The sequence below is a fragment of the Sphingobium salicis subsp. salicis genome (assembly GCF_049472635.1).
Classification (GTDB): Bacteria; Pseudomonadota; Alphaproteobacteria; order Sphingomonadales; family Sphingomonadaceae; genus Sphingobium; species Sphingobium yanoikuyae_A.
This window is the reverse complement of sequence record NZ_JAYRCS010000001.1, coordinates 48,372-70,922: the sequence shown is the minus strand read 5'-3', so window position 1 is coordinate 70,922 and position 22,551 is coordinate 48,372. Positions and strand designations below refer to the sequence as shown.

General features: G+C 67.3%; 22 protein-coding genes, 1 other RNA gene and 1 riboswitch. Of the genes, 7 read left to right on the top strand and 16 right to left on the bottom strand.

All coding sequences use genetic code 11. The features are described from left to right. Positions 1 to 12 precede the first annotated feature (12 nt). The 3 genes from VHN57_RS00365 to VHN57_RS00355 are packed head-to-tail and all read right to left on the bottom strand — an operon-like array spanning position 13 to position 3,627. On the bottom strand, positions 13 to 786 hold the full coding sequence (locus tag VHN57_RS00365) for an ABC transporter ATP-binding protein (RefSeq protein ID WP_278984792.1): 774 nt from the start codon (positions 784 to 786) through the stop codon (positions 13 to 15). Beyond that, on the bottom strand, positions 780 to 1,784 hold the full coding sequence (locus VHN57_RS00360) for a FecCD family ABC transporter permease (protein WP_278984794.1): 1,005 nt from the start codon (positions 1,782 to 1,784) through the stop codon (positions 780 to 782). The genes VHN57_RS00365 and VHN57_RS00360 overlap by 7 nt, the downstream gene beginning before the upstream one ends. After that, positions 1,771 to 3,627: a TonB-dependent receptor plug domain-containing protein gene (locus VHN57_RS00355; RefSeq protein WP_278984795.1), complete on the bottom strand. Its 1,857-nt coding sequence runs from the start codon at positions 3,625 to 3,627 to the stop codon at positions 1,771 to 1,773. Before VHN57_RS00355 ends, VHN57_RS00360 begins: the two co-directional genes overlap by 14 nt. Before the next feature lie 171 nt (positions 3,628 to 3,798). After that, a riboswitch (cobalamin riboswitch) is annotated at positions 3,799 to 4,040 on the bottom strand. A 139-nt stretch (positions 4,041 to 4,179) separates the two neighbouring features. On the opposite strand from VHN57_RS00355, the gene VHN57_RS00350 reads away from it, so the two are divergent. The 5 genes from VHN57_RS00350 to ispZ are packed head-to-tail and all read left to right on the top strand — an operon-like array spanning position 4,180 to position 8,850. Further along, complete coding sequence (locus tag VHN57_RS00350; protein WP_278984796.1) at positions 4,180 to 5,172, top strand: threonine ammonia-lyase; 993 nt, start codon at positions 4,180 to 4,182, stop codon at positions 5,170 to 5,172. Positions 5,173 to 5,212: 40 nt separating this feature from the next. Further along, positions 5,213 to 6,025 carry a diaminopimelate epimerase gene (dapF, locus tag VHN57_RS00345; protein WP_278984798.1) on the top strand — a complete coding sequence of 271 codons (813 nt, stop codon included), beginning with the start codon at positions 5,213 to 5,215 and terminating at the stop codon, positions 6,023 to 6,025. 2 nt (positions 6,026 to 6,027) lie between these two features. Then, complete coding sequence (gene mtaB / locus VHN57_RS00340) at positions 6,028 to 7,269, top strand: tRNA (N(6)-L-threonylcarbamoyladenosine(37)-C(2))-methylthiotransferase MtaB (RefSeq protein WP_278984800.1); 1,242 nt, start codon at positions 6,028 to 6,030, stop codon at positions 7,267 to 7,269. Continuing rightward, positions 7,269 to 8,207 (top strand): signal recognition particle-docking protein FtsY, encoded by a 939-nt coding sequence (gene ftsY, locus VHN57_RS00335; RefSeq protein WP_004210433.1) that lies wholly within the window; start codon positions 7,269 to 7,271, stop codon positions 8,205 to 8,207. The genes mtaB and ftsY overlap by 1 nt, the downstream gene beginning before the upstream one ends. Next, positions 8,197 to 8,850 carry a septation protein IspZ gene (ispZ, locus tag VHN57_RS00330; protein ID WP_278984803.1) on the top strand — a complete coding sequence of 218 codons (654 nt, stop codon included), beginning with the start codon at positions 8,197 to 8,199 and terminating at the stop codon, positions 8,848 to 8,850. Before ftsY ends, ispZ begins: the two co-directional genes overlap by 11 nt. A gap of 143 nt (positions 8,851 to 8,993) precedes the next feature. On the opposite strand, the gene rnk is transcribed toward ispZ, so the two are convergent. Next, positions 8,994 to 9,398: a nucleoside diphosphate kinase regulator gene (gene rnk, locus VHN57_RS00325; RefSeq protein ID WP_278984805.1), complete on the bottom strand. Its 405-nt coding sequence runs from the start codon at positions 9,396 to 9,398 to the stop codon at positions 8,994 to 8,996. 420 nt (positions 9,399 to 9,818) lie between these two features. Between rnk and VHN57_RS00320 the strand changes: the two genes are divergently transcribed. Next, the gene (locus tag VHN57_RS00320; RefSeq protein WP_010336711.1) at positions 9,819 to 10,433 is read left to right on the top strand and encodes a superoxide dismutase; all 615 of its coding nucleotides are present in this window, start codon (positions 9,819 to 9,821) and stop codon (positions 10,431 to 10,433) included. A gap of 169 nt (positions 10,434 to 10,602) precedes the next feature. Then, positions 10,603 to 11,049: a hemerythrin domain-containing protein gene (locus VHN57_RS00315; RefSeq protein ID WP_278984807.1), complete on the top strand. Its 447-nt coding sequence runs from the start codon at positions 10,603 to 10,605 to the stop codon at positions 11,047 to 11,049. Positions 11,050 to 11,056: 7 nt separating this feature from the next. On the opposite strand, the gene VHN57_RS00310 is transcribed toward VHN57_RS00315, so the two are convergent. The 12 genes from VHN57_RS00310 to VHN57_RS00255 form a co-directional block, all read right to left on the bottom strand. Further along, entirely contained in the window at positions 11,057 to 12,586 is a 1,530-nt protein-coding gene (locus tag VHN57_RS00310) for a methyl-accepting chemotaxis protein (RefSeq protein ID WP_010336709.1), read from the bottom strand. Continuing rightward, on the bottom strand, positions 12,586 to 12,906 hold the full coding sequence (locus tag VHN57_RS00305) for a hypothetical protein (RefSeq protein WP_004210423.1): 321 nt from the start codon (positions 12,904 to 12,906) through the stop codon (positions 12,586 to 12,588). The genes VHN57_RS00310 and VHN57_RS00305 overlap by 1 nt, the downstream gene beginning before the upstream one ends. 72 nt (positions 12,907 to 12,978) lie before the next feature. Then, entirely contained in the window at positions 12,979 to 13,329 is a 351-nt protein-coding gene (locus VHN57_RS00300; RefSeq protein WP_136186469.1) for a (2Fe-2S) ferredoxin domain-containing protein, read from the bottom strand. Continuing rightward, entirely contained in the window at positions 13,302 to 13,850 is a 549-nt protein-coding gene (locus VHN57_RS00295) for a J domain-containing protein (protein ID WP_004210421.1), read from the bottom strand. Before VHN57_RS00295 ends, VHN57_RS00300 begins: the two co-directional genes overlap by 28 nt. A gap of 49 nt (positions 13,851 to 13,899) precedes the next feature. Further along, positions 13,900 to 15,852 carry a hypothetical protein gene (locus VHN57_RS00290; RefSeq protein WP_423282280.1) on the bottom strand — a complete coding sequence of 651 codons (1,953 nt, stop codon included), beginning with the start codon at positions 15,850 to 15,852 and terminating at the stop codon, positions 13,900 to 13,902. 97 nt (positions 15,853 to 15,949) lie between these two features. Further along, an RNA gene (rnpB, locus tag VHN57_RS00285) (RNase P RNA component class A) lies at positions 15,950 to 16,335 on the bottom strand. 29 nt (positions 16,336 to 16,364) lie between these two features. Continuing rightward, positions 16,365 to 17,063, bottom strand: coding sequence for an N-acetylmuramoyl-L-alanine amidase (locus VHN57_RS00280; RefSeq protein ID WP_004210419.1), 699 nt, complete (start codon positions 17,061 to 17,063; stop codon positions 16,365 to 16,367). Between the two features lie 137 nt (positions 17,064 to 17,200). After that, positions 17,201 to 18,070 carry a CheR family methyltransferase gene (locus tag VHN57_RS00275; RefSeq protein WP_278984811.1) on the bottom strand — a complete coding sequence of 290 codons (870 nt, stop codon included), beginning with the start codon at positions 18,068 to 18,070 and terminating at the stop codon, positions 17,201 to 17,203. Next, on the bottom strand, positions 18,070 to 19,164 hold the full coding sequence (locus VHN57_RS00270; RefSeq protein WP_278984813.1) for a chemotaxis protein CheB: 1,095 nt from the start codon (positions 19,162 to 19,164) through the stop codon (positions 18,070 to 18,072). The genes VHN57_RS00275 and VHN57_RS00270 overlap by 1 nt, the downstream gene beginning before the upstream one ends. A gap of 64 nt (positions 19,165 to 19,228) precedes the next feature. Then, positions 19,229 to 19,594 carry a response regulator gene (locus tag VHN57_RS00265; protein WP_004210416.1) on the bottom strand — a complete coding sequence of 122 codons (366 nt, stop codon included), beginning with the start codon at positions 19,592 to 19,594 and terminating at the stop codon, positions 19,229 to 19,231. Positions 19,595 to 19,678: 84 nt separating this feature from the next. Next, complete coding sequence (locus tag VHN57_RS00260) at positions 19,679 to 20,116, bottom strand: chemotaxis protein CheW (protein WP_278984815.1); 438 nt, start codon at positions 20,114 to 20,116, stop codon at positions 19,679 to 19,681. A gap of 11 nt (positions 20,117 to 20,127) precedes the next feature. Beyond that, positions 20,128 to 22,497, bottom strand: a complete 2,370-nt coding sequence (locus tag VHN57_RS00255; protein WP_278984817.1) for a chemotaxis protein CheA — start codon at positions 22,495 to 22,497, stop codon at positions 20,128 to 20,130. Between the last annotated feature and the right edge of the window lie 54 nt (positions 22,498 to 22,551).

The window sequence follows — 22,551 nt, the reverse complement described above, 5'->3', positions numbered from 1 at the left end:
TTTCGTTACGAATCAGACCCGCGTCGTCGGCACGATCAGCGGCAGCCCGTCGCTGACGTCGATCCGCGCGGCGACGCCATAGACGGATGCCAGCCGCTCCGGCGTCAGCACGTCCATCGGCGCCCCGTCCGCCACCAGCGCGCCGCCATCCATCAGCAGCAGCCGGTCGCAATAGCGCGCCGCCATGGCGAGGTCATGCAGCACGGTGACGACCAGCGCCCCGTCCTGCGCCTGCGCCCGCAGCAATGCCATCACGTCGATCTGGTGGCCGGGGTCGAGCGCCGCGAGCGGCTCGTCGGCGATCAGCGCCGGTGCCCCCACCGCCAGCGCCCGCGCCAGCAGCACCCGCGCCCGCTCGCCGCCCGACAGCTCGGTCGCGATCCGGCCCTTGAAGCCGGTAACATCGGCGCGGACCATCGCATCCTCGATCGCCGCCTCATCGTCGGCGGTCAGGCGCGACAGCGGCCCCAGATGCGGCAAGCGCCCCAGCGCCACCAGCCGCTCTACCGCCAGGGGCCAGTGCAAGGTCTGGCCCTGCGGCAGATAGGCGATGGACCGCGCGACCGCCTGGCGCGACAGCCGCTCGACCGGCGTGCCGTCCAGCAGCGCGCGTCCGGCGGCCGGCTTCACCAGCCCCAGCAGCGCCCGCACCAGGGTCGACTTGCCCGCGCCATTGGGGCCGATCACGCCGATCAACTGCCCCGGCGCCATGGTCAGATTGACGCCGCACACCGCCAGATGGCGGCCTAGCCGGACGTCCAGTTGCTCGGTCGACAGGGTCACCATAGCCGCCGCTCCCGCATCAGGTGAATGAGGAAAACCGGCACGCCAAGGATCGCGGTCAGCACGCCCAGCTTCAATTCGCTGCTGGTCGGGATGATGCGCACGCCGATATCGGCCAGGGTCAGCAGCACCGCGCCGCCGAGCATCGACGGCAACAGCAGCGCGGAGGGCGATCGATCGGTCAGTGGTCGCACCAGATGCGGCACGATCAGGCCGACGAAGCCGATCGATCCGGTCACCGCCACCGCGCCGCCGACACCGATCGCCACCCCCGCCATCAGCCGCAGCCGCGCCCGCGACAGGTCGACGCCCAGCGCCCGCGCGCCATCCTCGCCCAGGGTCAGCGCATCGAGCGCGCGCCCGTCATAAAGCAGCAGCGCCGCGCCGACCGCGATGCAGGGCAGCGCCAGCAGCAGATGGTCGATGCTGCGATTTTCCAGGCTCCCCATCAGCCAGCTCATAATCTCCATCGCGGCAAAGGGATTGGGCGACAGGTTCAGCGCCAGGCTGATTCCCGCCCCCGCCAGCGTCGCGACGGCAATGCCGGCCAGGATCAGCGTCAACGGGCTTTCCGACGGCCCGGCAAGCAGGAACAGCGCGCCGATCGCCGCCAGCGCGGTGACGATCGCCAGCAGTGGCAACGCCATCGGGTGCAGTTCGGACAGGCCGAAATAAAGCGCGATCACCGCCCCCAGCGCCGCCGCATTGGACACGCCCAGCACGGCGGGTTCGGCCAGCGGATTGCGCAGATAGCCCTGCAATGCCGCACCCGACAGGCCCAGCATGGCGCCGACCAGCAGGCCGATCGCCATGCGCGGCAGGCGCAGGTCGATGACGATCGCCCGCGCCACCATGTCGCCGCCGCCCGCCAGCACGGACAGGATGCGCGCCGGCGCGATCGTCACCGATCCCAGCGCGACCGACGCGATGCCCGCGACCAGCAGCAGGGCGATCAGCCCCGGCAGCAACAGAGGATGCCGCCGCCCCTTAGAAGCGGACACGCACGCCGCCATAGGCCGACCGGCCATAGGTGCCATAGCCATAGGCGGTGGCGTAATCCGCATCGAACAGATTGTCGATCCGGCCATAGACTTCCAGATGGTCGCCCACGGGGAAGGTCGCGCGCAGCCCGGCCAGCCCATAGCCGTCGAGCCGGCGGGTGTTCGCCGTGTCGTCATAGCTGTCGCCGACCATGGTCAGCGTCGCGCCGGTCGACAGGCCGAAGGACCAGAGATAGTCGGCCGACAGGCTGACCGCATTGGCGGCGCGGCGCGGCAGGCGATTGCCGTCGGTGGCCCCGCCCGACCGGTCGCGCGCATCGACATAGCTGTAAGATGCCGCCACCGTCAGCGCCTCGACCGGCTTCAGCGTCAGCGTCGCTTCCACGCCCTTGGCGCGGGTCCGGTCCAGATTGCCATAGGTGTAGGTCGCATAATCATAATTGATCTGGTTGCGGGTATCGCGCCGGAAGGCGGTCAGCGACAGCACCGCCTTGTCCCCGTCCAGGCTCTGGTCGAAGCCGATATCATAGCTTTTCGACCGTTCCGGCCGCAGCGCGCTGTTGCCGCTATAGGTGTCGTAGAGCTGATAGAGGGACGGCGCCTTGAACCCCTCACCATAGGAGAGGCGGATATTGGTGGCGCCGGCGTTCGGCGTGTAATTGGCGTTGGCACCAAAGGTGGTCGCGCCGCCGAACTGGCTATGATCGTCATGGCGCAGCCCACCAGTGACGGCGAGGCCGGCAAGCGGCTTCACCACCGCCAGCGCATAGACGCTGTCGATGTTCGCCTTCGCGCTCGCTATGTCGCCAAAGCCGAAATACTCATAGTCCGGCCGCTCATGCTCATAGCCGAAGATCAGCTTGGCCTGATCCACCGGGGCATAGACGCCCTCATATTCGAACCGCAGATTGGTGCCCGAATAGCCATAGTCCGGGTCAGTGCCGCGCACGAAATAATAGTCGCGATCGTTGCGCATCCAGGTGACGGCAGCGCGGTTGGTCAGCTTGCCGTCGAGCAGCGCCAGGTTGATCCCGGCATAGCCGACATATTGGTCGAGCTTGCTGACGTCGCTGCTGTCGGCCGGCGCGCCGAAGAAGCTGTCATAGTCGAGATCGGCATGGATATAATAGCCGCGCAGGTCGAGGCTGAGCGTGTCGGAAAAGGCGATCTTCAGCTTGGCGTTGGTGGCGATATTCTCATAGCCATCCTTCTCCACGCCGCCGAACGACCGGCCGACCGAGGAAATGCCGTCGGTGTTGAAATAGGCGACGCCCAGCCCGCCCGACACCGCGCCGCGCGTGCCCGACACATCGGCCTTGGCGTTCAGCGTGTCGCTATAGCCATAATCGGCCGAGGCATTGACCTCGAAACCCTCGCTCGGCGCGCCGGTCATCACATTGACCACGCCGCCGATCGCCTGGCTGCCATAGACCACCGAGTTGGAGCCGCGCAGCACTTCGATCCGGCGGATATTGCCGGTCAGCAAATGGCCGAAATCATAGCCGTCGCCGATGCCGCTCGGGTCGTTGACCTTGACCCCGTCGATCAGCACCAGCGTCTGGGTCGTCTCCGCCCCGCGCAGCGACACGCCGGTCACGCCGCCGGTGGAGCCGTTGCGGCTGAAACGGACGCCCGGCGTGGTGGCGAGCAGTTCGACGACATCGACCGCCTGGCGCGTTCTGATCGTGTCGGCATCGATCACCGTGATCGCCTGGCCGACCTCGTCGCGCGGCTGCGCAATGCCCGAAGCGGTGACGACGATATCGTCATCCTGTGCCAGATCCTGGGCCAGTGCCGGCGTAGCGGCCAGCAGCGCGATCAGCGAAATCCCCAACGTCTTCATTTTATCGTCCCCCGGCGTCCGTCGATTTGGAACCGGGGCGTCCGCACAAGCGGTCGCTGCGTGAGGATCGGGAAGACGCCAGCGCCCCGCCCCACGCACCGATGCGGCCCCGGCCGCCATGGGCGTCGCTCGACGGAAACACCGCGCCATGGCCATCCCCTGGGCCAGGGCAAGAGCGACCAGACGCCGGCAGGTCTCCTGGCTCGCGGGTCAGGGCAACGATGCGCCAGCCTTCCCGGACCTGTCGGTCCAGTGGCCGGTTCCGGCTCTCCCCTTTTGAAGAGCTTGGGAACCCTGCGTATCGCGCTCACCGCTTACAGTTGCAGGGACAGCCGCGGATTTGGAAGGGCTTCGCCCCCCGCACCGCATTCCCGTTTTCAGCCCTTGCGGGCACCGGCGCGATCATGCGCGTCCGGGGCTTTTGACCGCCCCGGCGCGCGGCCCCCATAAGCCAAAGCACAAGCCCTGCCAAGCGGGCCAGGATCGCCCCGGCGGATCGTTGCGCGGCGCCGGCGGGCGGCTATGCAGGGGCCTCTTACCGAAGGAGCCGACATGTCCGATTCGCTTGCCATCACTGCCGCCGACGTCGCCGATGCCGCGCGGCTGATCGCGCCGGCGGCGGTCCGCACCCCGCTGATCGAGAATGCCGCGCTGAACGATCTCTGCGGCCGGCGTGTGCTGGTGAAGTTCGAGGGGGCCCAGCATAGCGGATCGTTCAAGTTCCGCGGCGCCTATAACCGCCTCGCCCGACTGAACGCTGCGGAACGCGCGGCGGGCGTCGTCGCCTGGTCCTCGGGCAATCATGCCCAGGGCGTCGCCTTTGCCGCGCGCCTGCTCAGCATTCCCGCCACGATCGTGATGCCGGCCGATGCGCCGGCGATCAAGACCGCCAACACCCGCGCGCTGGGCGCCGAGGTCGTCCCCTATGACCGCTTCACCCAGAGCCGCGAGGAAATCGCCACCGCCCTTGCCACCGAACGCGGCGCGACGCTGGTTCCCTCCTTCGACGATCCCTTCATCATCGCCGGCCAGGGCACGATCGGCCTGGAGATATTGGAGCAAGCGCAGGCCGCCGGCGCCGACCTCACGCAGATTCTCGTCTGCTGCGGTGGTGGCGGCCTGGTCGCGGGCACGGCCACGGCGGTCAAGGCCGCCCGCCCGGACATCAGCGTCTATGCGGTCGAACCCGCCGGTTTCGATGATACCGCCCGCTCGCTCGCCAGCGGCACGCGCGAAAGCGTCTCGCCCGACGCGCGCAGCATCTGCGACGCGCTGCTGGCGCCCAGCCCCGGCGCGCTGACCTTCCCGATCAACCATGCCCTGCTGGCCGGCGGCCTGGTCGTCAGCGACGATCAGGTGCGCGACGCGATGCGCTTCGCCTTCACCACGCTCAAGCTGGTGGTCGAACCGGGTGGCGCGGTCGCCCTCGCGGCCATGCTGACCGGCCTCGCCCCGCCCACCGACGGCGCCACCGCCCTCGTCATCTCCGGCGCCAATGTCGATCCGGCGGCCTATGCCGCGATCATCGGCAGCCAAGACGCCTGACCGCTGGTCTTTTGCCCCGTCCCGCACTAAATGCGGCGCCATGATGAGCCGCTTTTCCAAGATGCATGGTCTGGGCAATGATTTCGTCGTGATCGACGCGCGCCAAGCGCCGGTCGCGATGACGGAGGCGCGCGCCCGCGCCATTGCCGATCGCCATGCCGGCATCGGCTGCGACCAGTTGATCGTCATCGGCGATGCCGAGACCGGCGACCAGGCCGACGTGTCGATGCTGATCTTCAATTCCGACGGGTCGGAAGTGGAAGCCTGCGGCAATGCCACCCGCTGCGTGCCGCTGTTCGTCGGCAAGGACGTGCTGATCCGGACCAGGGCCGGGCTGCTCGACGCCAAGGGCGTGGACGGCGGCGCCAGCGTCGACATGGGCGCGCCCCGCTTCGACTGGGACGCGATCCCGCTTGGCTATCCGATGGACACGCTGACGATGTCGGCCAGCTGGGAAGACCTGCCCGCCCCGGCCGCCGTCAATGTCGGCAACCCGCATGTGATCTTCTTCGTCGAGGATCTGGACGCGGTCGATTTCGAACGGCTCGGCCCGCTGATCGAGCATGACCCGCTTTTCCCCGCCCGCGTGAACGTCAATTTCGCGCAGATCGTCGGCCCGCAGCACCTGCGCCTGATCGTCTGGGAACGCGGCGCCGGCCTCACCCGCGCCTGCGGCACCGGCGCCTGCGCCACCGCCGTCGCGGCGATCCGCCGCAAGCTGATGGCCGGCCCGGTGACGGTCAGCCTGCCGGGCGGCGACCTGGAGATCGACTGGGCACCGGGCGGCACGATCCGCATGACCGGCCCCGCCACCCATGTGTTCGACGGCGAGGCGGACTGGGACCGCTTCTGACCGTGGCCGGTCCCGACATCATCACCCTGGGCTGCCGGCTCAACATCGCGGAAAGCGAAGCGATCCGCGAAATGGCCGGCGCACAGGACGACCTGATCGTCGTCAACAGCTGCGCCGTGACGGCCGAGGCCGTGCGCCAGACCCGGCAGGCGATCCGCCGCGCCCGGCGAGACCGCCCCGAAGCCCGCATCCTCGTCACCGGCTGCGCTGCCCAGACCGAGCCCCAGACCTTCGCCGCCATGGCGGAAGTGGACGGCGTGATCGGCAACCGGGAGAAGCTGGAGGCCGCCGCCTTCGCCCCGGTGGCGGATAAGGTCAACGTCTCCGACATCATGGCCGTGCGCGACACCGCGCCGCACATGGCCAGCGCCTTTGCCGAACATGCCCGCGCCTTTCTGGAGGTGCAGAATGGCTGCGATCACCGCTGCACCTTCTGCATCATCCCCTATGGCCGGGGGAACAGCCGCTCCGTCCCCGCCGGCGCGGTGATCGACAAGGCGAAGCAACTGGTCGATGCGGGCTATAGCGAGATCGTGCTGACCGGCGTCGACGTCACCAGCTATGGCCCCGACCTGCCGGGCAGCCCCTCGCTCGGCCAGCTTGTCGAACGACTGCTGCGTCATGTCCCGGACCTGCCCCGGCTGCGCCTTTCCTCGATCGACAGTGTCGAGATTGACGAGCGGCTGTTCGACCTCATCGCCCATGAGCCGCGCATGATGCCGCATCTGCATCTCTCGCTACAGGCCGGCGACGACATGATCCTCAAGCGCATGAAGCGCCGCCATGCCCGCGCCGATGCCGTGCGCATCGTCGAGCGGGTGAAGGCCGCCCGCCCGGACATCAGCATCGGCGCCGACATCATCGCCGGCTTCCCGACCGAGGATGATGCCATGTTCGCCAACAGTCTGGCGCTGGTCGCCGATTGCGACATCGTCCATGGCCATATCTTCCCCTATTCGCCGCGCACCGGCACGCCCGCCGCGCGCATGCCCCAGCTCGATCGCGCCACCATCAAGGCCCGCGCCGCGCTGCTGCGCGACGCCTGCACGGCGCAGCGCGACGCCTGGCTCGCTCGCCTGGTCGGCACCCGCCAGTCGGTGCTGGTCGAACGCAACGGCCTGTCGGGCCATGCGGAAAATTTCGCGCCGGTGCGCTTCACCACGCCCCAGCCCCCCTCCACGATCGTCGCGGCCCGCATCAGCGGCCTTGAGAATGGCGCGCTGATCGCGCAAGAGGCGCAATAATGACTGACACCGGCACCAGCTGGCGCGACCGCCTCTTCGGCGGCCTCAAGCGCACATCCGACAAGCTCGGCGAGAATCTGACCGGCCTTTTCACCAAGGCCGCGCTCGACGACCAGACCCTCGACGAGATCGAGGAAGCCCTGATCATGTCCGATCTCGGCCCGGCCATGGCCGGCCGGGTTCGCGATCGCCTGGCCGAGGGGCGCTACAACAAGGAACTGACCGAGGAATATCTGCGCGAGATCATCGCGGAGGAGATCGAGAAGGTGCTGGCCCCGGTCGCCCGCCCGCTCGAGATCGAAGCCTTTCCGCGGCCGCAGGTGATCCTGGTGATCGGCGTCAACGGATCGGGCAAGACCACCACCATCGCCAAGCTCGCCAATAATTTCCTGGAACAGGATTATGGCGTGATGCTGGCGGCGGGCGATACCTTCCGCGCGGCCGCGATCGGCCAGCTCAAGGTCTGGGCAGAACGCCTCGGCGTGCCCATCGTCGCGGGCAAGGAAGGCGGCGACGCGGCAGGCATCGTGTTCGACGCGGTCAAGCAGGCCACGGCCACCGGCATCGACGTGCTGATCGTCGACACCGCCGGCCGCCTGCAGAACAAGACCGAACTGATGGACGAACTGGCCAAGGTGCGCCGCGTGCTCGGCCGATTGAACCCGGCCGCCCCGCACGACGTTGTCCTGGTCCTCGATGCCACCACGGGACAGAATGCGTTGAACCAGATCGAAGTCTTCAAGGAAACTGCACAGGTCACGGGCCTGGTCATGACCAAGCTGGACGGCACCGCGCGCGGCGGCGTGCTGGTAGCGGCGGCGGAGAAATATCGCCTGCCGATCCACGCCATCGGCGTCGGCGAAAAGATCGAGGATCTGCGCCCCTTCGATGCCGGCGACATGGCACGCGCGATCGCGGGGACGGCCTATGCCCGTTGACGCCAAGAAGCCCGCCCATGGCGGCAGCCTCAGCCTCGCGCTCGATTTCGGGCCGCTGCTGGTCTTTTTCCTGAGCTACAAGGGCGCGGGCTGGTTCTGGGGTGCGGGCAATCCGATCACCGCCATGAGCTTTGGCACCGCCGCCTTCATGGCCGCGATCGTCATCGCCGTGATCATCTCCAAGGTGAAGCTCGGCCGGGTCTCGCCGATGCTGTGGCTCTCGGCGCTGCTGATCCTCTTCTTCGGCGGCCTGACCATCTATTTCCACGACCAGCGCTTCATCCAGCTGAAGCCGACCATCATCTACGCCTTCTTCGCGCTGATGCTGTTCGCCGGGCTGCTGCGCGGCAAGCCGCTGCTCAAATATCTGCTCCAGGCCGCCTATGACGGCCTGACCGAGGAAGGCTGGCGCAAGCTGTCGCGCAACTGGGCCCTCTTCTTCGTCGCCATGGCGGTCGCCAACGAACTCATGCGCCGGTCGATGAGCTTCGACACCTGGCTCGCGGTCAAGGTCTGGGGCGTCACCATCGTCTCGGTCGTGTTCGCCGGCGCCAATATCCCGATGCTGCTGCGCCACGGCCTGACCCTGGACGATGGCCTCGACAGCGACGAGGTGGGGGAAACCACCCCGCCGCAGGGCTGACCCCTAAAAACTGCCGTCATCCCGGACTTGATCCGGGATCCATTCTACGCTCGCTCTCGGGCGTAGTGCCGAATGGATCCTGATCCTTCGACAAGCTCAGGAGAGCCTTCCGTCAGGATGACGGATGTGGGGCAGGACTGGCCCTAGGCCTGAACCACCTCGTCCACCATGATGTCGCGCAGATGGCCGTCGCGGTCCGGCCACAATATCGCGTTGCCCGCCCGCATCCCGATCAGCGCGGCGCCGACCGGCGTCAGGATCGATATCCGGCCCAGCGCCACATCGGCATGGCTGGGATAGACCAGCTCCACCCGACGCGGCGTCCCGCGCGCGCCATCGCGATAGAGGATGGTCGATCCCATCGCCGCGACATCGGCCGGTAGCGCCGCCCGGCTGCACAGTTGCGCCCGGCCGACCTCCTCCAGCAACAACTGGCTGACGTCCGGAAAGCGGTCGCGCGCCGCCCAGGCGAGGTCGGAAATCATGTCGGCTTCGGATTCGACAATATGGATCGGCGGCACGGCCGCCCACTTCTGTTGCAGGGTCATGGGAAAACTTCCTGATTGGGGTGCGCGCCCGGTGCTCGGGCGCAAAGCGTCAAGAAGGGTGCCCCGGACCTGCCGGCAGCGCGCCTGTCAGGTCCGGGGCGGATGGCCCGCGAGAAGCTGTCCCCCATGATGGCGGAAGCGCGCAAAGATGACCTTGAACGGCATGGCCGCGATCATGTTCACCCCCGCCCCGCCTGTCAACAAAGCGGCCATTATCCTGCCCCGGCCATCATCGCCCGAAAGCCCCGCCAACCGCCTGTTTCTGCGATCGTTTCGCAATAGGCACATATTGGTTTTCTTGGGCGTTGGGTGCGCATATGGGAAGCGTCGGAGGCGTCAACGCCCCGCCCGGACCATAGAATCAACCGGCCGCGCCAGCCATTGCCCGGCCGCCCCATAACGAACCCGAGGAGTTCCGCCATGGCCTTTGTTCTGCCCGATCTTCCCTATGCCAAGGACGCCTTTGGCGACATCCTGTCGGTCGAAACCTTCGACTTCCACCACGGCAAGCATCACAATGCCTATGTCGTGAAGGCCAATGAACTGGTCGCCGCCGACGAGAGCCTGCAGGGCAAGTCGCTGGTCGAGCTGATCAAGTCGTCCAAGGGCGGCCTGTTCAACCAGGTCGGCCAGATCTGGAACCACACTTTCTACTGGAACTCGCTGTCGCCGGTGAAGACCGCCCCGACCGGCGACCTGCTCGCCAAGATCGAGGAAGCCTTCGGTTCGGTCGACGCGCTGATCGAAAAGCTCAAGGCAGAGGCCGTCGGCCACTTCGCCAGCGGCTGGGCCGCGCTGATCCTGAAGGACGGCAAGCTGGAAGTGACCAGCTATCATGACGCCGACACCCCCGTCGCGCATGAAGGCCACGCGCCGCTGCTGATCCTCGATGTGTGGGAACATGCCTATTATATCGACTATCGCAACCTGCGCCCGGCCTATGCCGAAAAGCTGCTGAAGGAAGCGATCAACTGGGACTTCGCTGCCCTCAATCTCGACGGCCAGGGCGCCAGCCGCGCCGACCAGCCGGCCTGATCGCGACAGGCTCCGATGGGGCCTGATCCCCAGGATCGATGACAGAAGGACCGTCCGGTGCGCAGGCGCCGGGCGGTCTTTCTTTTTACAGGCTTTGCGCGCTTTGCCCGCCCTGCGCTCCAATCCCCTCTTAACGCCGGCCGACGCATGATCGCACGGGGCAGGGAGGATGATCGCGATGAACATGGACGAGTTGGGCACGCAGCATGAGGAGATCGCCCTGATCGCCGCGCAACTGCGCCAGGCGATCGCCGATCCCGACCTGCCCCAGGCGGTGAGCGCATTGCGCTGGCAACTGGCGCGCAAGCTGATGGCCCATCTCGCGCTGGAGGATCGTATCCTCTACCCCGCGCTCCAGCGCCAGGGCGACGATCGCGTCCGCGCCACCGCCGCGCGCATCCAGGCCGAGATCGGCGCGCTGGCCGAGAGCTTCGCCCGCTACATGGCCGCCTGGACGGACGAGCGGATCACCCGCGACTGGCGCGGCTTCTGCGCCGACAGCGGCCGGATACTGGATGCCCTTGCCCGGAGGATCGATCGGGAGGAGCGCATCCTCTACCCGCTGGCACGCTCCCTTGATGACCAGGCAACCGGCCAGATAGCCCGCGCCGGCTGACCGGCGATCAGGCCGCTTCCAGCTGCGCCACGAACAGGTCGGTCGCGCGCTGCAACTCCTGCGCCGTGCGCGACAGGCCAGCCGCCGCGCTCGACACGCGATCGGACAGATTTTCGGTATTGCGCGCGACATCGGCCACGGTCGCCATGCGCTGCGCCATATGATCGGCGTCGCGGGCGGTATCGCGCGCCGACTGGCCGATCGCCGCGGTCGCATCACGCTGGTCGGCCACCGCACGCTGGATCGCCTGCGCCGCCTGCGCCAGTTCCTCGACGCTCCCGGCGACCTCGGACAGGGCTTCCTGCGCCACCCCGGCCCCCTGCCGCGCGGACGAGGCCAGCGACTGGATTTCGCCGGTCGCACTCGCCGTCTGGTTGGCCAGTTGCTTCACCTCTCCGGCCACCACCGCAAAGCCGCGCCCGACCTCGCCGGCCCGTGCCGCCTCGATCGTGGCATTGAGCGCCAGCAAATTGGTGCGGGCGGCAATCTCGGTGATCGAATCGGCGAAGCTGGTGATCGACGCGGTGCGCCCTTCCATCGCCTGCATCGCCTCATGCCCCGCCACCGACACGCGCTGCGCCTCCCCGCCCAGGCTCGCCTGCTGGCTGGCCGCCGCCGCGATTGCGCTGATCGATTCGGACAATTGCTCGATCCGCCGCGCCAGCACCGCCGCGCTGGCCGAGGATTGGCCCGCCGCCGCCATCGTCTCGTCCGTGCCCACGCTCGCCCGGCGCGCCAGATCGTGCAGCAGCCCGGCCGATTCCTTGAGTTCGCCCGTTGCCGCGCTGACCGCGCTCACCACGCCCGCCACCGACTGGCGGAAGGCGCCGACCAGCGCCAGCGTCTCGCTGCGGCGGTCCTGTGCCATCCGTGTCTTTTCGGCGTCCCGCTCGATCCGCAGATGCGCCTCGCGCGCGTCGGACTGGCGCTGGGCATCCATCGCCGATTCCGCCGCATTGCGCCCGGCCTGCGCTTCCCGCGCCAGCCGGGCGGTGTCCGCCACATGCGCATCCTGCGCCAGCAGCAGCCCATGCAATTTGATGCTGAGATAGCCCAGGATCGTGCCTTGCAGCACCACCGCAAAGCCGTGGATGATGACCCGGCCGATCTCCGCCTGCCCCGAAAACACCCAATTGGGCGCGACATAGGTCAGCACCAGATGATGCAGCGCGATCAGCACCGACGCCAGCAGGATCGGCCGCCAGTCGTAGAGCACCGCCAGCGAGGCGAGCGCCACGAAGAAATACATGTGCGCGTCCATCTGCCAGACATGGCCGCTCAGCAGGAACAGGGTGATCGCCGGCTGCACCGCCGCCAGCGTCCCCATCACCAGCCGCACCTCCAGGTCGTTGCGACGCCGCATCACCATCCAGGTCGGCAGGATGTTGGCCAGCGCCGACAGCAGCATGGCGGGCGCCGCCCGCTCATTGCCGATCATCATGCCGCCAATGCCGATCAGCACGGTCCAGATCAGGCTGCACAGCAACAGGATGCGCAGGCCATGCAGGCGCAGGCTTTCGAGACTGTTGAACGCCATCAGGCCAATCCTCCCACCGGTTCGCCACAGGCCGCGGCAAAGGCACGCAGCGGCAATATGCCGCCCCGCAACAAGGGCAGCAGCGCGTCGCGCTGCCCCTCCACCACCATCGATCCCGGCAGGCGTCCGCTCGCCACCAGCCGGGCGCCATGCGCCACCGCATCAGGCACCAGATGCGCGCGCGCACCGGCCGTCATCGGGATCAGCAGGATGCGCCCCTGCGCCGGCGGATTGCCGTAGAGCAGGGCGAGACCCAGGAGGATGATCGCGAGCTGGGCCAGCAGCACCGCACCGCGCGAGGAAGGAAGCCATATCCGCATGGCATCCCCCCTAGGAAATGTTGGTAAGGATAGGCTTAACAGGCCCGTCCGGATTTACGCATTTTGCGTAAGTCAGCCCGGATTCTGCGCTTCCGCCTGCGCCGGCAGGTCCAGCGCCGCCGCCAGCGCATCCAGATCCGCCCCCGGCCGCACCAACAGCCAGTCGCGGCTCGCCGCGCCGTTGACCACCGTAATAGCGCCCTTCGGACAGACGCCCAGGCAATTCACCTCGATGATGCCGGCCGCCGCCTTGCGCCCCTTCTTCAGCGACAGATGCCGCCGCAGCGCCTTGGCCAACCGCTCCTCGCCATCCTTGCCGAAGCCGCCGTCCAGCTTCTTCGAGCATTTGCGGCAGACCAGCACGGCATTATGCCAGTTGGACCGGACATGATCTTTCAATCGCTGGCGCCCCGCGGCTTCCAGGTGCGCCGTTCCTCGGCCGCACGCAGCACCTCATAGGCGGCCTGGATTGTCTGGAACTGCACCGCCGCCTCGGCATCGCCCGGCTTCACGTCGGGATGATATTCCTTGGCCAAGCTGCGCCAGCTCTTGCGCACTGCCTCGAAATCGGCGTCATCCTCCAGCCCCAGTGCCTGCAGCGCGTGCATCTCGTCGCGCGACCGGCTGCCGTCGCCGGGACCGCCCCAGCCATGATGGGCGCTCGACTGATAGCCGCCGGCATCGCGCCGTTCGGTGCGCTCGCGCTCGGCCCGCTCTTCCTCGTCCAGCCCCTGAAAATAGTCCCAGTTGCGGTTATATTCGGCCGCATGCTCGCTGCAGAAATACCAGCGGTCCGGGCTGTTGGGCGATTTGGGCGCGGGGCAGTTACCCGGCTGGTCACAGCCGAAACGGTCGCAGATGCGCACGCGCTGCGCTTCCCGCGTCGCGCCATAGGCACGCCAGCGGGGAAAACCCCAGTCATTGGATCGGCTCTGTCTTGCCATCGGACCAAATTAGGGAAGCCGCGCCCGGAAAGCCAGCCCCGGACCGGGATTAGCGACGGAAAGTCACACCCTGCATGTTGCCGCCGCAGCCAAGCCCCCCATCGGGACGATAGCTCTGCTCATATTTGGCCCGCGTCACGATCTTCGTGCCGTTGGTGCCAAAGATCATCGGTGGATAGGTGATGACCGCCCGCTGGTTGCGGGTCGTGCCATCCGCCGCGATGTCGAACTGGACCCGCGTCCATCCCTCGACACCGACAGACACCATGTCGGTGGGATAGTCGGCGGAGGATACCGGCGCGCTGCGCAGGCTGGGCTTGGCATCGACGATCGAACATTGCTGCGCCGACAATCCGGTCGCGGCATAATCGGCCCGTGCCGCTTCCAGATTGCCGCCGGTCGCCTGCAAGCTGGCGCGCCGCACCAGCGCCGCCACGCGCAGCGGATCATTGGCCGGCAAGGCGCCATCGTCGATCACCGCGTTCAACAGCCCCTGCGACCCGGCCTTTTCCCTGGGCCTCAGATCATCATAGGCCAGGATCGCGAAGGTCGCCCGTGCATCGGCATCGGCCTGATAATCGGCGGCGCGCAACGCATAGGGGGAATCGGCCCGGATACGAATATCCACATGCTCGGCGGCATCATGGACCAGGCGGTCGACCCGCAATTGCGCCAGTGGCGGGGCATCCGCCGTCCGCACCACCCGGCGCAGCAGCGGGCCATAGGTCTCGACATCCTCGCGCGCGGCCATCGATCCTGCCAGCAGCGGGATCAGCACCGGCACCAGTTCCACCGCCGCATCGCCCTTCTGGCTGCGGATCAGTTGGGCCTGCTGCAACAGCAGCGCGCGCTGTCGGGTCATCGGCACATTGTCCAGCACCGGGCCGGGAACGCGCCTGGCCTCCAGCCAGTCGGCCAGCGCCTTGGTCGGACCCGCCAGCATCGACGGGCCGCCTTCCGCGGTCGAACAACGCAGTTCCAGCCGCGTCACGAACCGGAACAGCGCCGGGATCTTATTCACGTCATCGGGCCGCCACGACCAGTCCCGCACCGCCCGCGCAAACGCCAGCGCCGACGGGCCGGGGCGCGATCCATAGACCGGCCGGGCATAGGAAACGGCGCCGCTGTCGCTGATGCCGAATTCCACCACGGCATAATCCTCGGGCTGGACGCCATCCTCGCCACAGCGCGGCAGCGCCATGTCCGCGCCCTGGGTGAAGTCCTGCTGCGGCATGCGCCCGGCACCGGTATAGACCAGATAATTGCGCGCCGTGTCGCGATGGCCGGCCAGCATGGCCGCGATCGACGCATCCGACCGGGTCACCAGATCATTGAAATCGACCCTGGTGGTCAGCCCGCCCTGCTGCTTCACCGCCCGCGCGAACAGTTTTTCCGCAGGATCGAACTGGCCCAGATTGAGCAGCGCCCGCCCCCGGATCAGGTCGATATGCGCCAGTGACGCCTTGTCGAACATCTTGGGGTCCGCGACCGCGATGGCATTGGCCGCTTCGGCGGCCTTCAGCGCTTCGGCCGGATCGACGAACGTGCCGGCCTGCGCCTGCCCCAGCAGCGCCTGGATGCGCGCCGCCGGCCCCTCCGCTTCGGCCAGCGCCGCGCTGAAATGGGCCAGCGCGCCGACATAGTCCAGGTCGCCCATCGACACGCGGCCCAGCGTGTAGGCGGCACGATAGCGGTCGGTCGACAGGCTGGCATCATCCCTGGGCAGGGCCGGCGCCGCCTGGTTCAGCAGGTCGCGCGCCTCGGCCCAGCGCGACAGTTCCGCCAGCACCATCGCCTTGCGTACGCGCACGATCGCCAGGCTGCGCGGATTGCGCACCACCCGACCTTCGAGCGCGGTGAGGATTTCAAGCGCGCGGGGATAATCCGCCGCCTCGGTGGCTTGCGTCGATTGCTCGAACAATTGCTGGATCGTGCCGGTTGCGGGCGCGGGGGCCGGCGCTGCCGGCGCCGCCTGCTGCATCGCATGCCCGATAGCGGGCATGGCGGCCATCGCCATCAGCAAGGCCAAATATCTGTTACGCAAACCATATCCCCCCAAGACCACGGACCGGTTATTGCGATAACCTCGCAACAGGGGAAATGCCAGAGGGCCTGTAAGCCGGGTTCTGTCCACCCCCAAAGGGGGATAGGCGACCATTCCTCTAGGGGACGGATTGCTCCGTCCCTCAAGCAACCAACCCGGACGGTCTCAGTCGAAACAGACCTAGCAGTCAAGCTGCGCGCCGCCCCTATTCGGTCTTGCTCCCGGTGGGGTTTACCGTGCCGTCTTGCGTTGCCGCAGACGCGGTGCGCTCTTACCGCACCCTTTCAATTTCACTGGGCCGAAGCCTTAGTGACCTGCTTTCTGTTGCACTGTCCCTTGGATCACTCCAGCCGGCCGTTAGCCGGCACCGTCATTTCGTGGAGCCCGGACTTTCCTCGCCGTGGAAGTTACCCGCCACGCCGCGGCCGCCCGGCCCTCTGGCTCAGGCGCCTATAGGCGCAAAAATCGGGTCAGTCATCCCCTGTCGGCTTGGGCAGCAGCAGGGCGAGCAAAATCGCCCGGCATTCGCCATCGATGACGCCGTCAATCAGTTCCGGGCGAAAGCGCCGCTGGAAGGCGACGACCGCCGGCTCCGGCTCGGCAATGTCATAGCCGAAACGTTCGAGCGCCAGCATGAAGCCGCTGTCGGTCCAGTGCGGGTCCATCAGATTCTTGGTCGGTCGGGGCAGCGCCAGCCGCAGCCGCGCCAGTTGCCCCCAGGGGAATAGTTCGCCCGGATCCTGCTTGCGCGCGGGCGCGATGTCGCTGTGCCCGACGATATTGCCGCGCGTGATCCGGTGGCGCTGGACGATGTCGTGAACCAGCGGGATCAGCGATCCCATCTGCGCCTCGGGAAAAGGCCGATAGCCCCATTCATGGCCGGGATTGACGATCTCGATGCCGATGCTGGCGCTGTTCACATCGTCGATACCGCGCCAATGCGACCGGCCGGCATGCCAGGCGCGCTTGTCCTCGGCCACCATGCGGATGATCTGGCCATCCTCGGTCACGACATAATGGGCCGACACCTTGGATTCGGCATTGGCCAGCCAGTTGATGGCGCTCGCCGCGTCCGGCATGCCGGTATAGTGGAGCACCAGCATGGTGATCGGCAGGCTGCGCTCGTCATAATTGGGCGACGGCGTCTCGATCATGGGGATGTCGGTCATCGCAAAGGGCCCGTCACCACGAAAAGTCCAGTCTCACGCCCTGTTCCGCCCTGCGTCGCGCCGCGTCATGCAGCCACGAACGGAATCATGGCCGAGACCGGCGCGGCAATCAAGCGTGGTAAATGGTCTCCGGACGATTAACCCGCGCGCCGGGCCGAATTGCCGGCATCGGCCGAATGGCTCCGCCGCGCATAGCTGCCGCGAAATTCGGGGTGCGGCACGAACTCCTCGCTCTGGCCGATCACCGTCTCGCCCGCGCCCAGCAGCAGCACCGACCGGTCATGGCTGTGCCGGGCCAGCAGGTCGAACACGCTCTGGCGCCGTTCGGGCGAGAAATAGAGCAGCACATTGCGACAGAGCAGCAGGTCATAGGCGCCGGTCGGCACCCGCGCGGCGAACAGATTATCCTGCCGGAAATCGATCATCCGCCGCAGCTCCGGGTTCGCGCGCCAGTCATCGCCCGCCGGCTCGAACCATTTGATCAGGTCGCCGATCGGCAGGCCGCGCTGCACGTCCATCTGCGAGAAAATGCCGCTGCGCGCCTGGTCGATCGCTGCGCTCGAAATATCGGTCGCCAATATCTCGATCCGCCAGCCCGCCCAGCGCGCCGCCTCGTTACAGAATCGGATCGCCAGCGAATAGGCTTCCTGCCCGGTCGAACAGCCCGCGCTCCAGATCCGCAGCACCCGGTCGCCCCGCGCCTCCTGGATACGCGGCAATATCTGCCGGTGGATGAGGTCGAAAATCTGCAGATCGCGGAAGAAGCTGCTTTCGTTGTTCAGCAGTGCGTTCACCACGTCCTCGTCCAGCCGCGGATTGCGGCTGCGCAGCAGCTTACCGGCCAGTTCGTCGATATCCTGCAGGCCATGGTCGCGCAGCACCGGCTTCAGCGCCGTCTCCATGCGCCATGCCCGCCCCTCGGACAGAACCTGGCCGGTCCGCGCTTCCAGCAGACCCGTCAAAATCCGGGCAGCGCCCGATCCCATCCTGGAAGGGGGCAAGGCCATCAGTCTTTCATCTTTCCGCGTCGTGCGACAAAATCCATGATCGCATGGGGTTCCATCAGGGCGCAGGTCAGCCCTGCCCCCGCGACCGATCCCGGCATCCCCCATACCACGCTACTCGTTTCATCCTGGGCAACGATCCAGCCGCCCGCTGCCACGATATCCCGCGCCCCGGCCGTGCCGTCGCGGCCCATGCCGGTCAGCACGATCCCCGCCGCGCCCGCGCCATAGACATCGGCCATGGCGGCGAACATCGGGTCGACACCCGGCAGATTGCCCGACGGCGTCCGTTCCGGGTCCAGCACCACGCTCACCCGGCCATGCAGCCCGCGCCGCAACAGCAGGTTGGCATCGCCCGGCGCGACATAGACGGTGTCGGGCGCCAGCTGGTCGCCGGCCTCCGCCACCTTGACCCGCAGGCTGGTCATGCGCGCCAGCTGCTGCGCGAAATAGACGGTGAAACTGACCGGCAGATGCTGGGTCAGCAGGATCGGCACGCCCAGCGGCGCAGTCAGGCCGCTGAACAACTGGCTGAGCGCATGGATGCCCCCGGTCGACGCCCCGATGCCCAGGCAGGCCAGGGGTTCAACCGCTGCGCTAGGCGCATGAGCGGGCGGAACCATGGTCGCCCGCTGCACCGGTGCCGTCGGCGCTTCGCCGCCGAACAGCCGGCCGAGCCGATCGATCAATGCCTGCGGAAATTGCTCGCCAAAGCTGCCGCTGCCCGGCTTGGACAGGATATCGCTCGCGCCCAGCGCCAGCGCCTCGATCGCCGCCGCACTGCCCTCCTCGCAGCGGCCCGACAGGATCGCCACCTTGCCCTGCGGGTTCGATCGCAGGATGGCGGGGAGCGCGGCCAGGCCGCTCTGCCCCGGCAGTTCGATGTCGAGCAGCACCAGGTCAACGCTATGCTCGGCCAGATAGCGCAGCGCATTTTCCGCGCTGTTGGTCTTGTGGACGACGGTAAAGCCGGGATCGGCGTTCAGGATACGCTCGATCACCGTGCGCACCACCACCGAATCGTCAACCACCAGCGTGCGCACCGCCGGAGCGGTGTGGCTGTCGAGGCTGACCATGGTCGGCACGAAGGCGGTCATTGACGGGCTTTCAGAACGAAGAGGCTGGGAAAGACGGCGATATCCTCGAAGGGAGGGACCGGGCCTAGATGACCCCGACGATCGCCAGCTTGCTCTCCAGCGTCTCGCGGTCGAACGGCTTCATCACATATTCGTCGGCACCGGCCTCGACCGCCGCCTTGATATGGCTGATGCCATTTTCCGTGGTGCAGAAGATGATCTTGGGCCGGGCCTCCATCTTGGTGGCCGACAGCGCCTGCAGGAATTCCATCCCGCTCATCACCGGCATGTTCCAGTCGAGCAGCACCACATCGGGCAGGCTGGCCTCGCACTGGGTCAGGGCATCCTGCCCGTCCACCGCTTCGGTCACGGTCAGGTCCAGCGATTCCAATATGTGGCGTGCCACTTTGCGGATGACCTTGGAATCATCGACGACCAGGCAGTTCTTCATGAAGCGTCCCTTTGATTTTTACGTGCCGGGAGGAGAGGCGTAAACGCGAAAGGCGAGGAAATGGTAAACGACGCGGCCAAGCGATCAGGCCGCCTGTGCCTGGGCACCGGCCTCGATGAAGCCGGCCAGCGACACCAGCAGATGGGGTACGCCCTCATGCTCCACCACGCCCCGCGCAAAGGGCATCCAGGCCGAATCCAGTTGTCCGCGCAGTGGCAGTTCGCCCTCCGGCACGCGACAGATATCCGACACGCCATCGACCATCAGGCCATAGCTATGGCCGCTGATATTGGCGATGATCGCCAGGTCGCGCTGGTCCGCCGGGGTCGCGCACCCATGAATCAGCGCCGCGACATCGATGATCGTCAGCACCCGGCTCCGCAGCGCGGAAAGGCCCGCGACATGCACGCCCATGCCGGGCACGGGCGATATCTCGGTCAGCTTGACCACCGCCTCGACCTCGCTGGCATCGACCGCGATGCGGGCGCCGGCCAGCGTCGCCAACAGATAGAGTTGCTCCATCGCTCTTCCCCTTATCCGCGTGCGCCGGACAGCGCCGCCATCAGCGCGTCCTGGTCATAGCGGTAGATGCTGGCATCCATCGGCCCTGTGGCCCGCGGCGTGGCGCGCAGATGCACCACCCGGCATCCCATGATTTCGGCCACCTGGCCGACATCGCCGGCCGAATAGAGCACGATATCCTGCGCATCGACGGCGTCGCCCGGCAGGCCCAGCACCACATCATGCCCGGCCTGACGCAATAGCGGCGCCAATATCTCGCGGGTCCAGCCATCCTCCGCATCGGCCAGCAGGCAACGACCCCGGCCGTGTGGCGCGATCGGTTCCTGCGGCAGCGCGGCGAACAGGGCGAAGGGGTTGATGACCTCCAGATGCTCGCCATCGACCACCGCGACACCGCTCAGCATGCCGTGCATCGCCACCATGTCCGGCACCAGCGGCATCTGGACGATGTCCAGCACCGCCGCGACCGGGTAGCAGGCTTCCAGACTGCCATCGCGCAGGCGCAGCGCGCAGACCTTGTCCTCGGCAAAGGCATGGCGGCCGTTCACCACCGGCACCAGCCGCTCGTCCAGCCGGACGAAGGCCTGGCCGCCGGACCGGCCGAACAGGCTGGCGTCGATATCCTCGACCCGCTCGATCAGCGACAGGCGCAGCAGGCGCCGTTCGCCCGACAATTCCTCGAAACGCAGCGCCGCCACCATTTCGACGCCGGCCTCCTGCGCGGCGGCATCCGCCACCGCCCCATGGGCGCGATCGTCGATCAGGTTCGGCAGGCGCGCCGCATTGGCCAGGCCCGCCGCATCCAGCAGCAGCATCGGCTTGCCATTGTCGGGCAAGGTCATGCCGGCATAGACGCCGCTCGCCATCACCAGCGGCGATGCGGGACGGATCACCAGTTCCTCATGATTCTCGACCGCGGACACGCCCATGGCAAAGGGCACGCCGGTCGCCGATCGCACCACCATCACGGCGCGCGGTCCGATCTGCTGCGGCTTGTCCATGCCAAGCACATCTTCCAGGTCGATCATCGAATGGCGGAGCGATCGGATCGTCGCGATCTTGGCGCCGCCGACATCGGCAATCTGCATCATCTCGTTATTGTCGTGCAGTATCTCGACCACCGCCGCACGCGGGATCGCGAAATGCAGCCCCCCGGCGCGCACGATCAGGCCCGGAATGATGGTCAGCGTCAGCGGCACGCGCAGCGTGATGCGCAGCCCCTGCCCCGGATGATTGTCCAGCGCGATGACGCCGCCGATCCGTTCGATATTGGCGCGCACCACGTCCATGCCGACGCCACGGCCCGACACCGCCGTCACCTTGGCGGCCGTCGTCAGCCCCGGCTGGAAGATCAGGTCCAGCTTGTCCTGCTCGGTCATCCGCGCCGCCGCGTCGGGCGTCAGCCGCCCGGCGGCGATCGCCTTTTCCATCAGCCGCGCGGTGTTGATGCCGGCGCCGTCATCGCTGATCTCGATCACGATCTGGTTGCCCGACTGGCGCGCCTCCAGCCGCAACCGGCCGGCCTCCGGCTTGCCCGCCGCGCGTCGCCGCTCGGGCGTCTCGATGCCATGGTCGATGCTGTTGCGCACGATATGGGTGAGCGGGTCGACGACCATCTCCACCATCTCGCGGTCCATCTCGACATCGCCGCCTTCCAGGCTCAGCTCGATCCGCTTGTCGAGATCGCGGCTCAGGTCGCGCACCATGCGCGGCATCGCCGCGAACAGGCGCTCGACCCGCTGCATGCGGGTCTTGGAAATCACGTCGCGCATGTCCGCGACACAGGTGGACAGCCGCTCGAACGCGCTGTCCAGTTCGGGATCGGCTGACCGGTCGCGCAGCTTGCGCGACAATTCGTTGCGCGCCAGCACCATGTCCGACACGCCGTTCATCAGCTGGTCGATCAGCGACAGCGGCAGGCGGATGGTGCGCAGCGCCTGGCCCTGGCGCACCGCCGCGACCGGGGCCGCGGGCTCTTCGGGCTCCGCTTCCTCGGCTGGGGCGGACGGCGCCTCCACCTGCGTCAGCGCGCCGATCAGATATTCGTCATTCTCGTTGGGCAATGCCGCGCCACGCGCCACCGCCTCGGCCAGTTCGCCGATCCGGTCCATGATCGCCAGCACCGCGCTGACGGTCGCGGGATCGGGCTTGCGGTTGCCGGCGCGAATCTCCGACAGCACATCCTCGGCCGCATGGCTCAATTTCTCGAAACGCGGCAGATTGAGGAAGCCGCAGCTCCCCTTCACCGTATGGAAGAAGCGGAAAATGGCGTCCAGCCGCTGGCTATCGCCCGGATTGGCCTCCCAGGCGACGACCTCGCCCGCCAGAGCCTCCAGCGTTTCCTGCGTTTCGGATATGAATTCCTGAAGTAACTCGTCCATTCCCACAACCTTTGGATGCGCGCGAGGGCACCATGGCCGGCCGTGGTTAAGGGG

What these genes read in the sequence shown, in the direction of transcription:
- ftsY (WP_004210433.1), top strand. Translation starts at nt 7,269, where the DNA reads ATGACTGACACCGGCACCAGCTGGCGCGACCGCCTCTTCGGCGGCCTC.
- VHN57_RS00365 (WP_278984792.1), bottom strand. Translation starts at nt 786, where the DNA reads ATGGTGACCCTGTCGACCGAGCAACTGGACGTCCGGCTAGGCCGCCAT.
- VHN57_RS00270 (WP_278984813.1), bottom strand. Translation starts at nt 19,164, where the DNA reads ATGACCGCCTTCGTGCCGACCATGGTCAGCCTCGACAGCCACACCGCT.
- VHN57_RS00315 (WP_278984807.1), top strand. Translation starts at nt 10,603, where the DNA reads ATGATCGCGATGAACATGGACGAGTTGGGCACGCAGCATGAGGAGATC.
- VHN57_RS00290 (WP_423282280.1), bottom strand. Translation starts at nt 15,852, where the DNA reads ATGCCCGCTATCGGGCATGCGATGCAGCAGGCGGCGCCGGCAGCGCCG.
- rnk (WP_278984805.1), bottom strand. Translation starts at nt 9,398, where the DNA reads ATGACCCTGCAACAGAAGTGGGCGGCCGTGCCGCCGATCCATATTGTC.
- VHN57_RS00255 (WP_278984817.1), bottom strand. Translation starts at nt 22,497, where the DNA reads ATGGACGAGTTACTTCAGGAATTCATATCCGAAACGCAGGAAACGCTG.
- VHN57_RS00280 (WP_004210419.1), bottom strand. Translation starts at nt 17,063, where the DNA reads ATGACCGACATCCCCATGATCGAGACGCCGTCGCCCAATTATGACGAG.
- VHN57_RS00305 (WP_004210423.1), bottom strand. Translation starts at nt 12,906, where the DNA reads ATGCGGATATGGCTTCCTTCCTCGCGCGGTGCGGTGCTGCTGGCCCAG.
- ispZ (WP_278984803.1), top strand. Translation starts at nt 8,197, where the DNA reads ATGCCCGTTGACGCCAAGAAGCCCGCCCATGGCGGCAGCCTCAGCCTC.
- VHN57_RS00320 (WP_010336711.1), top strand. Translation starts at nt 9,819, where the DNA reads ATGGCCTTTGTTCTGCCCGATCTTCCCTATGCCAAGGACGCCTTTGGC.
- VHN57_RS00310 (WP_010336709.1), bottom strand. Translation starts at nt 12,586, where the DNA reads ATGGCGTTCAACAGTCTCGAAAGCCTGCGCCTGCATGGCCTGCGCATC.
- VHN57_RS00275 (WP_278984811.1), bottom strand. Translation starts at nt 18,070, where the DNA reads ATGGCCTTGCCCCCTTCCAGGATGGGATCGGGCGCTGCCCGGATTTTG.
- VHN57_RS00295 (WP_004210421.1), bottom strand. Translation starts at nt 13,850, where the DNA reads ATGGCAAGACAGAGCCGATCCAATGACTGGGGTTTTCCCCGCTGGCGT.
- VHN57_RS00355 (WP_278984795.1), bottom strand. Translation starts at nt 3,627, where the DNA reads ATGAAGACGTTGGGGATTTCGCTGATCGCGCTGCTGGCCGCTACGCCG.
- VHN57_RS00265 (WP_004210416.1), bottom strand. Translation starts at nt 19,594, where the DNA reads ATGAAGAACTGCCTGGTCGTCGATGATTCCAAGGTCATCCGCAAAGTG.
- VHN57_RS00350 (WP_278984796.1), top strand. Translation starts at nt 4,180, where the DNA reads ATGTCCGATTCGCTTGCCATCACTGCCGCCGACGTCGCCGATGCCGCG.
- VHN57_RS00260 (WP_278984815.1), bottom strand. Translation starts at nt 20,116, where the DNA reads ATGGAGCAACTCTATCTGTTGGCGACGCTGGCCGGCGCCCGCATCGCG.
- dapF (WP_278984798.1), top strand. Translation starts at nt 5,213, where the DNA reads ATGATGAGCCGCTTTTCCAAGATGCATGGTCTGGGCAATGATTTCGTC.